Annotated in this window: 14 protein-coding genes; 7 read left to right on the top strand and 7 right to left on the bottom strand. The window is 45.1% G+C overall.

The window, feature by feature from the left end:
• The first annotated feature begins 14 nt into the window (after window positions 1-14).
• Window positions 15-698 carry a 1-pyrroline-5-carboxylate dehydrogenase gene (locus tag DK187_RS02920; RefSeq protein ID WP_111605848.1) on the top strand — a complete coding sequence of 228 codons (684 nt, stop codon included), beginning with the start codon at window positions 15-17 and terminating at the stop codon, window positions 696-698.
• Between the two features lie 87 nt (window positions 699-785).
• Here the strand turns inward: DK187_RS02920 and DK187_RS02915 are convergent, their stop codons facing one another.
• From DK187_RS02915 to DK187_RS02905, 3 genes are read right to left on the bottom strand one after another with little or no spacing between them, the layout of a single operon-like run.
• A complete protein-coding gene (locus DK187_RS02915) occupies window positions 786-1,841 on the bottom strand; it encodes an ABC transporter substrate-binding protein (RefSeq protein ID WP_111605847.1) in 1,056 nt (351 codons plus the stop codon).
• Window positions 1,838-3,226 (bottom strand): sensor histidine kinase, encoded by a 1,389-nt coding sequence (locus tag DK187_RS02910; RefSeq protein ID WP_111605846.1) that lies wholly within the window; start codon window positions 3,224-3,226, stop codon window positions 1,838-1,840. The genes DK187_RS02915 and DK187_RS02910 overlap by 4 nt, the downstream gene beginning before the upstream one ends.
• A complete protein-coding gene (locus tag DK187_RS02905; RefSeq protein WP_111605845.1) occupies window positions 3,213-3,881 on the bottom strand; it encodes a response regulator transcription factor in 669 nt (222 codons plus the stop codon). The genes DK187_RS02910 and DK187_RS02905 overlap by 14 nt, the downstream gene beginning before the upstream one ends.
• A 119-nt stretch (window positions 3,882-4,000) precedes the next feature.
• Here DK187_RS02905 and DK187_RS02900 point away from each other — a divergent pair, with 119 nt between their 5' ends.
• The 4 genes from DK187_RS02900 to DK187_RS02885 all read left to right on the top strand — a co-directional run bounded on the left by DK187_RS02900 (window position 4,001) and on the right by DK187_RS02885 (window position 7,703).
• A complete protein-coding gene (locus tag DK187_RS02900; RefSeq protein ID WP_111605844.1) occupies window positions 4,001-4,978 on the top strand; it encodes a Bug family tripartite tricarboxylate transporter substrate binding protein in 978 nt (325 codons plus the stop codon).
• Between the two features lie 32 nt (window positions 4,979-5,010).
• The gene (locus DK187_RS02895; RefSeq protein WP_111605843.1) at window positions 5,011-5,451 is read left to right on the top strand and encodes a tripartite tricarboxylate transporter TctB family protein; all 441 of its coding nucleotides are present in this window, start codon (window positions 5,011-5,013) and stop codon (window positions 5,449-5,451) included.
• On the top strand, window positions 5,451-6,938 hold the full coding sequence (locus DK187_RS02890) for a tripartite tricarboxylate transporter permease (RefSeq protein WP_111605842.1): 1,488 nt from the start codon (window positions 5,451-5,453) through the stop codon (window positions 6,936-6,938). The genes DK187_RS02895 and DK187_RS02890 overlap by 1 nt, the downstream gene beginning before the upstream one ends.
• Before the next feature lie 237 nt (window positions 6,939-7,175).
• The gene (locus tag DK187_RS02885; RefSeq protein ID WP_111605841.1) at window positions 7,176-7,703 is read left to right on the top strand and encodes a DinB family protein; all 528 of its coding nucleotides are present in this window, start codon (window positions 7,176-7,178) and stop codon (window positions 7,701-7,703) included.
• A 90-nt stretch (window positions 7,704-7,793) separates the two neighbouring features.
• Here the strand turns inward: DK187_RS02885 and DK187_RS02880 are convergent, their stop codons facing one another.
• The 3 genes from DK187_RS02880 to DK187_RS02870 form a co-directional block, all read right to left on the bottom strand.
• On the bottom strand, window positions 7,794-8,903 hold the full coding sequence (locus DK187_RS02880; protein WP_111605840.1) for a TRAP transporter substrate-binding protein: 1,110 nt from the start codon (window positions 8,901-8,903) through the stop codon (window positions 7,794-7,796).
• Window positions 8,904-8,999: 96 nt separating this feature from the next.
• Window positions 9,000-10,112, bottom strand: coding sequence for a TRAP transporter substrate-binding protein (locus DK187_RS02875; protein WP_111605839.1), 1,113 nt, complete (start codon window positions 10,110-10,112; stop codon window positions 9,000-9,002).
• A gap of 230 nt (window positions 10,113-10,342) precedes the next feature.
• A complete protein-coding gene (locus tag DK187_RS02870; RefSeq protein ID WP_111605838.1) occupies window positions 10,343-11,401 on the bottom strand; it encodes a Gfo/Idh/MocA family oxidoreductase in 1,059 nt (352 codons plus the stop codon).
• A 151-nt stretch (window positions 11,402-11,552) separates the two neighbouring features.
• On the opposite strand from DK187_RS02870, the gene DK187_RS02865 reads away from it, so the two are divergent.
• Together DK187_RS02865 and DK187_RS02860 are read left to right on the top strand one after the other, a co-directional pair.
• Window positions 11,553-11,822 carry a CopG family ribbon-helix-helix protein gene (locus DK187_RS02865; RefSeq protein WP_111605837.1) on the top strand — a complete coding sequence of 90 codons (270 nt, stop codon included), beginning with the start codon at window positions 11,553-11,555 and terminating at the stop codon, window positions 11,820-11,822.
• Complete coding sequence (locus DK187_RS02860; protein WP_111605836.1) at window positions 11,822-12,106, top strand: type II toxin-antitoxin system RelE/ParE family toxin; 285 nt, start codon at window positions 11,822-11,824, stop codon at window positions 12,104-12,106. Before DK187_RS02865 ends, DK187_RS02860 begins: the two co-directional genes overlap by 1 nt.
• A gap of 229 nt (window positions 12,107-12,335) precedes the next feature.
• Here the strand turns inward: DK187_RS02860 and uvrD are convergent, their stop codons facing one another.
• Window positions 12,336-14,549: a DNA helicase II gene (uvrD, locus tag DK187_RS02855; RefSeq protein ID WP_111605835.1), complete on the bottom strand. Its 2,214-nt coding sequence runs from the start codon at window positions 14,547-14,549 to the stop codon at window positions 12,336-12,338.
• Window positions 14,550-14,698: the final 149 nt, after the last annotated feature.

The raw sequence follows: 14,698 nt of genomic DNA, 5'->3' as shown, positions 1-14,698 counted from the left end.
GGGGAGACATTACTATGACAATCGTACAACCTATCCAAATTCAGGTCGCTCAAAAAATATTCGAAGCATGGGACAAGCTTGGTGTAAAAGGCCGCGCTGACAAACTACAGCAAGCCCTTTATTCTTTTACCAATGAACAGAGAAAAATGGCCGCTTGGCAGATCGATAACGCCAAACAATCCATCGCTGACACACGCCTCATGCCTGGTCCGACAGGTGAACGTAACGAACTATCCAACCAAGGCCGTGGTGTGTTTCTTTGCATGTCTTTGATCGAAGGCGACAACGCCAGAGTCGGTTTAGTCGGCCAAGTGTTTGCGGCGCTTATTGCAGGCAACCCTGTGATTACCGTCGGCCCGACAGGTCAAGAAATCATGGACATGATTTCGCCCTTCGTAGCCGAAGGCGTCATTCAAAACATTGCCGAATCCGCTCAAGATTCTTTGATCGAAGCAGACCACTTAGCTGGCATTGCTGTACTGTGCGACCCAGCGCAAGCACAACAGCTTAGCCAACGCCTTGCGGCGAAGAGTGGTTTGATTTGCCAATTGATTGAAGAAACCGATACACAACACCTAAGCGTGATCGCCAAACCGCATTACATTCTTCGTTTTGTCACTGAACGCACCGTGTCTAACAACACCACCGCCATCGGCGGCAACGCAACACTGCTTGAATTGGGCAGCATGAACGACTAATTACCGCTCTAAATAAGATACACTTTAATAAAAACAGCCCTTTTTGATAACAAAAAGGGCTGTTTTTTTATCAACGTTAAGTTGTCTCTATGGGTTAGGCTTGATGGACAACAAAGCACTTTCCCACGCTTTAATAAAGCGTCGTCGTTTCGAATCATCAAGATAGACCATTAAAGCAGGCCCTAATGGAATGGGGTGAAAGTTAATAGTCTGATCCTGTAAATTTTGCCGTGACACAAGAGCATCGATATCTGGGGTCAAGGCCATCAATTCACTTTTTTTCGCAATCACTTCCTGCCCTTCTTTGGATATCAAGAAATTTACAAAGCGTTGCGCATTAGACACATGCTTGGCTTGTTTGGAGATAAACACCGCACGGCTTACCACTAAGGCATAATCTTGTGGAATCACCACACCAATGCGGCTGTCTCGTTTTTCACGTGCAAATGAATAGGAACCTAATAAGTTATAACCAAAAATCAGCTTCCCAGAAGTAATATCATCTAACAATACTGAGGTCTGTCCATAAACTTTGGTACGAGCCCGACCTAAACTTTCTTGTAAACGCCCGCTAATGCTTGAAGTTACTTCATCCTGTGTAGCCACCAAGTAACCAATACCAGAGCTGCGCGCATCATAAGAACCTACTTTATGGGCAAAGAAATCATCCTCAAGACGCATGGCGCTCGCCAATGACTCATGAGTCAGTGGAACGGTTTTCTCCTCAAAAGCCTCCTTGTTGTATACAAACACAATCGGCTCATAAGTAAAGCCAATCACTTCATTACGCCAATTGGCCCAACTAGGTAAGGCCTCAACCGCTTCGCCCAAAACAGGCTGAGCATAGCCATCATTCACCAATCGGACTTGAAGATCCATAGCGGAGCTAATGACCACATCCGGTTGATCTGCTAAAGGCTTAGCTCTGATGGCTCGATCAAGCTCTTGTGTATTAAATTCATGGTATTCGAGCTTGATATTAGGATTTTGTATTCTAAAAGCCTGCAGAACAGGAGCAATGGCATTTAAATCTGTCGCACTGTATACAGTTAATTTGTCGCTTTCCCACACGGTTTCCAATGCCGCCGACTCGGCAAAGGCTTTGCTGGCCAGCAGTATAATCAAGATGCTTAATAGCTTCATGATACAGCCTCATTGGGCAAGCGTAGCCGCGCCCGAAGCCCACCTAACGGACTGTCTTCTAAGAAAAAATTACCGCCATGCGCCTCTACAACACTGGTAACAATAGACAAACCAAGACCAGAACCACTTAATCCATTATCCAAGCGCTGAAAACGCTCCAACGCCTTTGCTCTCAATTCGATAGGAATACCAGGGCCAGCATCGTCAATCATAATATCGATGCCAGTGGCATCCGTTCGCAGACAGATCTCTATCTGATTTTGCTCAGAGCCATAAGACACAGCATTATCTAAGAGATTCCGAACCGCCTCTCGTAGACTGATCGAATCCCCCATCAACAAGGGTAATTTTCGCTCACATTGATAAGAAAACTCTATCAAACGATGAACATTGTCCCGTACACACTCCGTTAATAGCTGTTTCATAACGCTCTCAACGTCCACCTTTTCCGTCACCGCAGTATCGCCTCGATGCACTACCATAGCATGAGTGAGCAGTTGGTTCGTTAAACGCGTCAAACGCTCGTGTTCTTTGCGGATTTTATCTAAATGCTCAGGTAAATCCGCAAGGTTTTGACTTTGACTGGCAAGGTCCAATTGAGCTTGCGTAGCACTTTGTGCAGTACGAATTTGGTGGCTGGCATCGGCGATAAAACGCTTCATCACAGCTAGGTTGGATAACAGCTGTGCTTGGTAATCGTTAATTGCGCTGACCAAAGGAGAGACTTCTTGAATGGGCGTGGCTTTAATGGGTTCAGCCGATAAAAGTGAGTGTGAAGCAAGGCTTTTGGAAATAGAGCTGAGTGGCTCAAGAGCGCGATTAATCGCCACCCACAGCACAATCATCACGCAAACCATAATGCCAAACAGTACGACAAAACTACGATATAGGATATCGCTCATCATTTGATGTCGGGCCCTCAGTGTTTGAGCTAATACCACGGTCACCCAACCAGATACAGCAGGTTCAGACAATCTTTTGTGCCGGATAACCACACGAACCTCTTCAGATAAATAATGTGCATTGTAAAAAAAAATGGGAGATTCTTCGTTAAATTCATCAGATAAAGGCATATCAGCATAGCCAGTAATCAGCTCGCCTTGAGTGCCCAATACCTGATAAAACACCTTATCTTGATCGGCAAGCTGCATCATTTCAAACGCGGCATAAGGCAAATCTAGATCCACTTGTTTGCCATAAACATGTAATCCCTCCATGATAGACAAGCTGGCACTATTGAGCAGTCTATCATAGGAATAATTGGCTGACTGACGCGCATAATGCCAAACTCCAAGGCTCAAAATGATAAAAATAGACAACAGCAAAATGGCAGAGCGCCCTAACATCCGAGCTCGTATTGAATAGCTTTTTTCAGTCATCGACATGCGCTAAATACCCTAAACCACGAATGGTCTTAATGATCAAAGTAGAGCCGTCCAACTGTTTTCTTAAACGTGTTAGAGTTTGTTCTATAGCATTAGGCGTGTAAGCCTCATCGTAACTGTAAAGCCGATTAGCAATGTCATCTTTCGTCAGCACCCGATCCAGATTTTTTAGAAAAAGTTCCAACAGTTGTAATTCTCTTGGTCGTAAATCTAAGGTTACGTCATTCACTTTGGCAGAGTGCGCAGCCAAGTCATAGACCAAATTACCACACTGTATTTCGTTGCTCGCACCACCACGCTCACGACGATAAAGCGCACGACAACGAGCCGCTAACTCACGAAAATCAAAGGGTTTTGCTAGATAATCATCCGCCCCAAAATCTAATGAACTGACCCTATCATCGACTTCGGTTCGAGCCGTTAATACCAAAACAGGGATACGGTTGCCTTGATTACGTAAACTCTGCAATAGCTGAAAACCACTCTTTCCTGGCAAGTTGATATCTAAAATCAGCATATCAAAATCAGCAAAAGATAGGCTGGATTCGGCTTTTTCAACCGAACCAATCCAATCAATCGGATGACCTAAATTCCTGAAATACACACGAATCGAGTCGGCCAAACTCTCATTGTCTTCAATCAATAACATACGCATGACGGAACCCTATCTCTTCTTCTTGTCAGGTTAGTGTCAGTTTAAAGGAGTAACTTTGTCCACTCCTGTGCAACCTTGTACAGCAAAATAAAACAAAAAGAAATTTGGAGAATAAAAAGATGAAATCCAATATTGCCTCATTGTTATTAGTTGGTGGTCTTACCGCCGCACTAAATGTCAGTGCCTTTGAACCATCTAAACCCAGCTGCATTGCCCCTGCCAAACCGGGTGGTGGCTTCGATATAACTTGTCGTATTTTGTCCACGGGTTTTGCCAATGCAGGGATCACTGATATCCCAATGGCCGTGACCTTTATGCCGGGTGGCGTCGGAGCGGTTGCTTACAATTACATCAATTCCTCAGCGCCAGATGATCCAAACAAATTAGTCGCTTTTAGCTCGGGTTCGCTACTCAACCTTGCTCAAGGCAAATTCGGCAAAGATTTGGATGAAAATGATGCTCGCTGGGTTGGTACAGCTGGCGTTGACTATGGTGCCATCATGGTTCGCGCGGATGCACCATGGAACACGCTTAGTGAATTAGTTGACGATATCAAAAAAGACCCAAGTGCCTTTGTGTTAGGAGCAGGTGGTGGCGTGGGTAGTCAAGACTGGATGAAAGCCGCAATACTCATGAAGTCTACAGGCGTTGATCCGAAAAAAATGCGCTATGTCGCCTATGAAGGTGGTGGCGAAGCCTCAGCCGCTTTGCTCGGTGGCCACATAAAAGTCTATCCAGGGGATGTGGGTGAAATAAAGGGCTTAGTGGAATCTGGCAAGGTGAAAATCCTAGCCATCATGTCTCCTGAACGCTTAAAAGGTGACTTCGCGAATTACCCAACGGCAATTGAACAAGGTTATGACGCCGAATGGACCATCCTTCGTGGTTACTATTTAGGACCTAAAGTATCAGACGAAGCTTACAACTACTGGACGGCTCAATTCCAAAAAGCCTATAAGAGCCCTGCTTTTGAAAAAGTCATCGTCGATCAAAACCTAGTACCATTCAACATGTCTGGAGAAGCACTGGACGGCTACATTAAAGAACGTGTTGCCTTTATGCGCGGCTTAGCACAAGAAGCTGGGTTAACGAACTAATCAGTTGATACGTCTTAAATTGAGGCAACTACATGTTATATGACCGCATTTTTGCGGGTGCATTATTGGTGCTGTCCGGGCTTATTGCCTGGACAGCTTTCCATTTCGATGTCCCGTTTCAATATGAACCATTAGGGCCAAAAGCCTTCCCTATTATCTTGTCTATTATGTTAGCCGCATGCTGTATTTGGCTGATAGCCAAACCTGATAAAAATGCTTGGCATCCCAACAAGGAAGTACTAACAAAAATCATCATAGGTCTGGTGATAATGGTGGTGTATGCCGCCCTGTTTGAAGAAGCAGGCTTCATTATTGCGACTACTATCGTGGGGGCCATTTTTAGCTGGTTATTTGGAGAAAAACCACTGAAAGCCTTCTTGTACGCTCTCGCCCTAAGTGTAATCAGCTATTTTTTATTGGCCGATTTAATGGAGCTTAATGTCCCAACTGGCTTACTTCTCGGAGACTTATGATGGACATTTTACACTATTTATCGATAGGCTTTTCTGTCGCTCTTACGCCCCTTAACTTAGGCTTGGTTTTAGCGGGTTGTTTTATTGGTACATTAATTGGCTCATTGCCCGGTATTGGACCCATCAATGGCGTGGCTATTTTGTTGCCATTGGCCTATTCCGTTGGTTTACCGCCAGAATCCGCTTTGATCTTACTAGCCGGTGTTTATTATGGCGCAGAATACGGAGGCCGAATTTCCAGTATTTTGCTCAACGTTCCAGGGGATGCTGGCGCCATAATGACAACCTTGGATGGCTATCCTATGGCCAAGCGTGGAGAGGCCGGTAGAGCATTAGCTTTATCCGCTGTGTCCTCTTTCTTTGGTAGTATCGGTGCCTTACTGTTAATGGTGATATTTGCACCATTACTCAGCAAACTAGCCATTCAGTTTGGCCCTTCTGAATACGTTTGGCTGATGATTTTTGCCTTCACTTGTTTGGCAACCATGGTAGGCAAACGCCCTATTAAAACCGTCGTTGGCGTGGTCATAGGTCTACTTTTCGCGACCGTTGGCATTGATTCAGGTACGGGCATTTTACGCTTTACTATGGACATTCCAAACTTATTCGACGGTGTCGATTTTCTGGTTGTTGTCATCGGTATGTTTGCTATCAGTGAGGTTTTGGTACTGCTAGAAAGTTGGGCCCGTAATGATTTAAAACTGACACCTGTCGGCAAAAGCTTTGTTAGTTTTGCCGATTTAATGGCCGTAAAATGGGTTGTACTACGTTCGACACTGTCCGGCTTTTTAATTGGTGTATTACCGGGAACTGGCGCTTCTATTGCCAGTGCGGTTGCCTACGGTACAGAAAAACGTTTTGCTGAAGGTCATGATGATAAATTTGGGGAAGGTGATATTCGAGGCCTTGCTGCACCAGAAGCGGCCAACAACGCGGCGGCAGCGGGCTCTATGTTACCGATGCTAACCTTGGGTATTCCAGGCAGTGGTACAACGGCTATCCTGCTAGGCGCGTTACTCATGTTTAACGTCACACCGGGGCCTTTATTGTTTGAACAACAACCCAATATTGCATGGGGGTTAATTGCCTCTATGTTCGTAGGCAACATCGCTTTACTCGTCTTGAACTTGCCTATGATTGGTGTCTTTGTTCGACTATTGTCCATCAAACAGTCTTACCTTGTACCCGTTATCGTGATGCTGACCTTTGTCGGAATCTATTCTATCCATGGCGATTCGTTTGACCTGTTCTTTATGATTGTCTTGGGTATTTTTGCCTTCATTTTACGCAAATTAGGCTTCTCTCTCGCACCGGTTATTTTGGGCTTAGTATTAGGAGAAGTGTTAGAAGAGAATCTACGCCGAGCTCTTTCTATTAGCGGTGGTGATTGGTCTATCTTGCTGAATGGTACCATGACTTATGTCTTAGCTTTCGCAACAGCAGCGGCGTTATTTGCACCTAAATTATTAAAAATACTAAAAAAATAATACTTTCTGCGTGATTAAAGAACAGTAACAAAAAACCTTCTTGTTGAAGGTTTTTTTATTTTCCTCGCTTAAACCTATTCGCTAAATTTACCAATGCTGCTGTGTTTTGAATAATTCAAAATGATTTTGTACGGGTTATTCAACGTCCAATCTGTGTCTATCTTTTAGTCACTCAGCTGCTATCTTTTACTTACTAGCCATGGTGTTTAAGCCTGTTTGCAAAGGAGTATCTATCTTATGTCTGCTGTACAATATTTCGAGTTAAAAGCGCAGTATAACCACTGGATGAACGATCGGCTCTACGGTTTATGCCAATCTGTTTCAGATGAGGAACGAAACAGGAATCTTGGGGCTTTTTTCCAGTCTATTCACGGCACGCTTAATCATATTTTGTTGGCGGACTTGCTCTGGCTTTCGAGACTGGGTCTACCCGTTGAATGTAAGGTGAGTTCTTTGGCAGATATTCTCTATGAAGATTTCCACCAGCTTACTGTAGCGCGCCATGAAGTCGATACGTTGTTAACGAATTACATAGGCTCATTAACGGATACGGATATGGCACAGTTGATTCAATACAAACGCCTACAATCTGATGATGTGAATGAACTTCCTCTTGGCCTCATTCTGACGCATCTTTTTAATCACCAAACTCATCATAGAGGGCAACTCACCACGCTAATGACGCAAATAGGCATAGAAGTCGGCGTCACCGACATGATATCCATGCCCCTTGCCGCGACACTGTTGGCACCAAAGCATGGTTAGCAAAACGCAGATAATAATAAGCCTCACTATGGAGATAGCAAGGCTTTGCAGAGATATCACTTACAACCATGACAACAGAGCGTTGTGACGTTATTCCAGTGCTCGAGCATTAATATAAGCTCGCTCAGAAACGTCATGCCATTCGCTCACAGGACCTAAAAAGTTTTTAAACGAGTCATACACTTTTTGGCTTTGCGGGTCGTTCGCTGCAAGCGCTTCTAATGTCTCAGAAGAGGCTTTTTTCAACGCAATCAGCAAATCTTCTGGGAAGGGTTTAAGAATCACATTATGCTCATTCACCAAGGTTTGTAATGCTGCATTATTACGCGCGGTAAACTCGTTAAGCATCGCCAAGTTAGCTTGTTGAACGGCAGAACGCACAATGGCTTTTAAATCTTTTGGCAAGGCTTCAAAAGCGTCTTTATTAAAGATAGCTTCAACTGCAGAACCTGGCTCATGCCAACCTGGGTAGTAGTAGTATTTCGCAGCCTTGTACAAACCAAACGCTAAATCATTGTAAGGCCCAACCCATTCAGTCGCATCAATAGTGCCTGTTTGTAATGCCGTAAAAACTTCACTAGCAGGTAAGTTTATTGATGACGCCCCCACTTTTTCGAGTACTTCGCCACCTAATCCTGGCATGCGAATCTTCAGACCTTGAAAGTCGGCCAGAGAGTGAATCTCTTTATTAAACCAACCGCCCATCTGTACACCAGCATTACCAGCGACCATAGGGATTAAATTAAAGGGAGCATAAATCTCTTCCCATAACGCTAATCCACCACCTTCACCAATCCAAGCGTTAAATTCTTGTGCGTTAAACCCGAAAGGGACGGTAGAGAAAAACTGTGCAGCGGGTATTTTGCCTTTCCAGTAGTACGCCGTACCATGGCCCATCTGTGCAGTCCCACGAGAAACCGCATCGAAGACCTCTAAAGCAGGCACCAACTCGCCCGCCGCATAGACTTTAATGTCCAAGCGACCGTTAGACATTTCTTTGATGTTCTGCGCTAAGACTTCGGCACCCGTGCCCATACCTGGGGCATTTTTCGGCCAAGTGGTGACCATTTTCCAATGTATGGTGTCGACCTTCTGTTCGACTTTGGCGACTTCTTTCTCTTCCGATCCGCCACAGGCTACCAATAAGGCTGTCGTCATCCCGACAAGAACCCATTTTCCCCACGTTGCTCTCTTGTTCATTCACTGTATCCTTTAATAAACGAGCTATTCTTAACAAATAAGCCCCGCTATCCATGGATAACAGGGCCTATTAAGCGATTACGTTAAAATGAACAATCAGTCATTAGCACGAGCATTAATAAACGCTCGCTCCGAAATATCGTGCCATTGACTCACAGACGCTAAAAAGCTTTTGAAGGAATCGTATACTTTTTGGCTCATTGGGTCGTTAGCTGCCACTTCGTCTAATGTTTCATGAGAAGCCACTTTTAACGCTTCTAGAAGGTCTTTCGGAAACTCTTTCAAAACAACGTTATGTTCATTGACTAAGGTTGCTAATGCCGCGTCATTACGTGCTGTAAATTCGCTTAACATCGCCACATTTGCCTGTTGTGTCGCTGCACGAACAATGTCTTGTAAATCCGCTGGCAGTGCATTGAAGGCATCTTTATTGAACAAGGCTTCTACCGCTGAGCCTGGCTCTTGCCAACCTGGGTAATAATAGTATTTCGCGGCTTTGTACAAACCAAACGCTAAATCGTTATAAGGTCCCACCCACTCCGTCGCATCAATAGTGCCTGTTTGCAACGCGGTAAAAATTTCACTACCGGGTAAGTTAACAGTAACAGCACCCACTTTTTGCAGTACTTCACCACCCAGACCTGGCATGCGCATTTTTAGGCCTTGGAAATCGGCAAACGAATTGATTTCTTTATTAAACCAACCGCCCATTTGCGCGCCTGTATTGCCGGCAACCATAGGGATGATGTTGAAAGGAGCATACACTTCTTCCCACAGTTGTAGACCACCACCGTATTCAAGCCAAGCATTAAACTCTTGTGCTGTCATACCAAAAGGAATGGAGGAGAAGAACTGCACCGCTGGGGCCTTACCTTTCCAATAATAAGCCGTACTGTGTCCCATTTCTGCCGTACCACGAGACACAGCATCAAATACTTCTAGTGCAGGAACCAATTCACCGGCCGCATACACTTTCACATCCAAGCGACCATTCGACATTTGCGTAATGTTTTTCGCTAATGCTTCAGCACTCGTGCCCAAGCCGGGAAAGTTTTTAGGCCAAGTCGTGACCATTTTCCAATGAATTGTCTCGGCTTTTTTCTCAACCTTTGCCGTCTCTTCCGCTTTTTCTGATCCACCGCAGGCGGCTAAAGACAAAGCAAACAAACCCGCGAACGCCAGTTTGCCCAATACCATTAAATTACGCATTATTTTCCCTCAGGGAGCCAGTTACTTAATTGTTATGAATAAGCGGCAATACCGCCATAAAAATAGGGGTAATCACAATGGCCAATGATGCCAACTATCCCTTTTTATTATAATTAGATAAAAAATTGCCCTTTTCATGCACAAAACATCAAAAAGGGCAAAAGATGATAAGAATTGTCGGAATCTTGCTCAACTCTTTTTTGCAATTTATCGTCACTTATTTTGCTTTTTTATAAATTTAGCGCGTAACTCCACGACATACGCTGACCACTTTCTGCTGATTGCTCAGCTAAGCACAATAAATAAATCAGCTGGCACGCTTGCTCCATTGGAACTGGCGATGCACCTTTGCCAAGAATCGCATCGCGCAATTGTCCATAAAACGCAGCGTATTCGCCTTGGGTCGATGCTTCTTGAATGGCTTCAATAGTATCTTGAGAGTGAGCAACAAAACGGGTGTTACGCTGCTGAGCGGCTTTAGACGGAAAGCCATCCTGCCAAGGCATCTGCCCTGCACGCAATGCTTCTTCTTGGGGATCTAACCCCACACATTGCCAACTGCCTTGGGTAAACCTGGCATTAAAACGACGCATCTCACCCGCTTCAAACGGTGTTGATGCTAAACGTAGCCGCTTATCATCATAACCTAGCTCCACCTCAAACCAATCGTGAGCCTGACCGCCCTCTCGCAACGTATCAATGCTGGCATGCAACCATTTTGGAGGACCAAACAAGCACAGCGCCTGATCCACAATATGCGGCCCCAAATCCCAAAAAATCCCTGTACCAATACCTGGCTCTTCACGCCAGCGAGCTTGTGCCGTGGGACGAAAGCGATCAAAACGCGAATCCAAATGCTTCAACTCGCCCAACTCACCACTATCAATCAGTCCTTTAAGACGCAAAAAATCCCCATCAAAACGGCGATTTTGATACACGCAAAACACCAAATCTTTTTGTTTCGCTAGGGTACACAAAGCCTCTATCTGAGATAATTTGGTAACAGAAGGTTTTTCCAACAACACATGTTTACCATTTTCCAACGCCTGCTTTGCCTGATAAAAATGCAACGCATTCGGTGTGGTAATGACGACCAAATCCACATCCGACGCCGCAAACACGGCTTCCGCAGACGATACCACGGACGCCTCAGGAAACATCGCCCTCACCTCATCCACTTTTGAACTGCAAACATACGCCAGCGTCATCCCAGGATCATTCACCACAAACGGCGCATGAAACACCCGCCCCGACAGGCCAAAACCAATCAACCCCACACGAATAGACATGCTCTACTCCTCTTCAGACCAAATACTTACAACTCTAAATAGTTTACAACCAATTGAAAAAAAATGCTGCAATTAAAAAAATACAAACTAAACTATAATGTATTACAGTGTATTTTTTGTATTGTAGATTATAAACGAGAGTGTAAATGATATGAGTGTCACGACAGTAAGACTACAAGATGATACCGAGCAGCGCTTAGAGATAATTGCCAACAAACTACAACGCAGCAAAGGTTGGATAATCAATCAGGCTCTAGTTGAATACATTGAAAAACAGCAATTAGAACAAGAACGCTGGCAACAAACTCTAGAGGCGATGGAATCCGCAGCACAAGGAAAAGTGGTCGCGGGTGAAGAAGTTCACAAATGGCTAAACAGCTGGGGAACAGATAACGAACAGGACGCACCGAGGGTAAAATAATGAAACTGGTTTACACGGAAGAAGCCATTAACGATTTAAAACGGTTGCGTGATTTTATAGCCAAACACAACCCAAATGCAGCGTTACGAGTAGCACAAGAGCTCATTAGTAAAATAAACCTACTCGTGGATTTCCCTCATCTTGGGACTACCGTTAAATTAGCGCCATCGCCAGAAACAGTGAGGGACATGATTTTTGGCAATTACATTGTACGTTATTCCATTCACAGAGAAACAATCATGGTACTTCGTATCTGGCATGGACTTGAGGGTGAACGTAAGTGATCACAATTCCAAACCTATAAGTTGGGCATTGAGCAAATCGTGCCACTATGCAGGTTTCTCAAAAAGCAAAGGACGCTGACTCTTATTCCTGCTGACGCGCTGAGCTTGCGATGCATTCACAAAGAAGTACTCTATTAGGTTATCTCGTTGTTTGATTTGCGCTGACGCGCTGAGCTTGCGAAGCAGGCGCAAGCAAATCAAACAACGAGATATTCCATCTAAACTAAACCTAGAGTACTTCCAGTTTAGCAAACGACAATACCAGCCACTTAGTGCCCTCGTCATCAAAATTGACCTGTACGCGTGCTTGTGGGCCTTGGCCTTCGTAATTGATCACTAAGCCTTCACCAAACACAGGGTGATTCACTCGATCGCCCATATTCACCGTCACTTCTGGCGCTTTATAGTTGTTTAACAAACTGCTGTTTTGCAATTTATTCTTTTCAGACTGGTAGTCTGGGCGCTGCAATGACACAGGACGGCTCACTTGCGAACGCAGACGCACTTCCTCCAAACACTGCGGTGGGATTTCTTTGATAAAACGAGAGGGGCTATTAAACGACTCACTGCCAAACAAACGACGGGATTCCGCATAAGTGATGTAAAGCTTTTCCATAGCTCGGGTAATGCCTACATAACAAAGGCGTCTCTCTTCCTCTAAGCGTCCTGGTTCTTCAAACGACATCTTGCTCGGAAACAGATTTTCTTCCACCCCAGTTAAAAACACCAATGGAAACTCTAGACCTTTCGCCGAATGCAAGGTCATCAACTGCACCGCGTCTTGATATTCATCCGCTTGCGCATCGCCCGCGTCCAACACCGCTTTGTCCAAAAACGCCATCAGCGGTGAACTAAACTCTTCGTCCTCATCGTTCCAACTAAATCCTCCTGCAGCCCCCACCAATTCTTTTAAGTTTTCAATCCGCGCTTCGCCCTTCTCGCCTTTCTCTTTCTCATGGAAAGGAATCAAACCCGCTTCTTCAATGATCTGCTCAAAAATGTCGTTCAAGTTCAAATCGGGTTGCTGCACCGTGGTGCTTAAACCCTCAATAAGATGCAAAAAGGTTTTAATGGCGTTGGTCGCGCGGCCCGGCATCAAGGATTGACGCACCACTTCCTGCGCGGCTTGCCACATAGAACAGCCGTTATCACGGGCGATTTCACGCAAGGTTCCAATGCTACGTTCACCAATACCACGAGGCGGAACGTTAATAACCCGCTCCATCGCGCCATCGTCATTCGGATCCAACGCCAAACGTGCATAGGCCAAGGCATTTTTGATTTCAAGGCGGTCATAGAATCTGTGCCCACCATAAATCCGATAAGCAATCTGTTCCCTAACCAAGCATTCCTCGATAACACGAGACTGAGCATTGGAGCGATACAGAATCGCCATGTCAGACAACACCGTTCCCTTATCCCGCCATTGTTTGATAATGCCAATGATAAAACGCGCTTCGTCTTGTTCATTAAAGCCAGCATAAAGAGAAATAGGCTCGCCTTCACCACTGTCGGTCCAAAGCTCCTTACCAAGACGATCATCGTTGTGCTTAATCAAGCCATTGGCGGCGTTTAAAATGTGCCCAGTAGAACGGTAGTTTTGCTCTAAACGTATGGTTTGCACGTCTTTAAAATGCTTGCTGAAGTGGTGAATGTTTTCGATTTTGGCCCCACGCCAACCATAGATAGACTGATCGTCGTCGCCAACCGCGGTAATCGTGCCCTGATCACCCACCATAATACGCAACCAAGCATATTGAACGGTATTGGTATCTTGAAACTCGTCCACCAGCACGTGACGAAAACGCTCTTGATAGTGACGCAACAAAGCTGGCGTACTGAGCATCAGCTCATGAGCGCGCAATAGCAACTCGCCGAAGTCCAATAATCCACCACGTTCACAAGCTTCTTCGTAATGGTAATACAGCTCGCGCATGCCTTTGGAGAAAGGATCATGGCTGTCTGGTACATGAGCTGCACGACGGCCTTCGTCTTTTTGTGCATTGATAAACCAAGATACCTGCTTAGGCGGCCAGCGAGTATCGTCGATATTCAATTCACGCATGATACGTTTGATTAAGCGTAGCTGGTCATCGCTGTCCATAATCTGGAAGTTTTCTTTGAGTCCAGCATCACGCCAATGAGCACGCAATAAGCGATGCGCTAAACCGTGGAAAGTCCCTACCCACATACCTTGTGGAGGAACACCAACCAATTGTTCAATACGGCCTTGCATCTCGCGAGCGGCCTTATTGGTGAATGTAACGGCCATCAAACTATAGGGTGATAGCTCGTAAGCGTGCATCAGCCAAGCGATGCGATGGACCAAAACACGGGTCTTACCCGACCCAGCACCAGCCAAAACAAGGCTATTCTGCAAGGGCGCGGCAACCGCTTCCCGTTGCTTGTCATTCAGTGAGTCGAGGATAAAAGAAACGTCCATTACATTCCGCCATAATTAATTAATACTTTTGTCACAAAAATCCGCAAAAATAGATTGATTTTCGAACGATTTGCGTTTTTTATTAACGTGAAAATGAGTTGTCTGTCTATTTTGACTTTTTTCAACAGCCGATGACAGGGGTCTATACA

The organism is Marinomonas arctica (assembly GCF_003259225.1).
In the GTDB taxonomy this organism is placed as follows: domain Bacteria; phylum Pseudomonadota; class Gammaproteobacteria; order Pseudomonadales; family Marinomonadaceae; genus Marinomonas; species Marinomonas arctica.
This window is presented reverse-complemented; position numbering and strand designations above follow the sequence as displayed.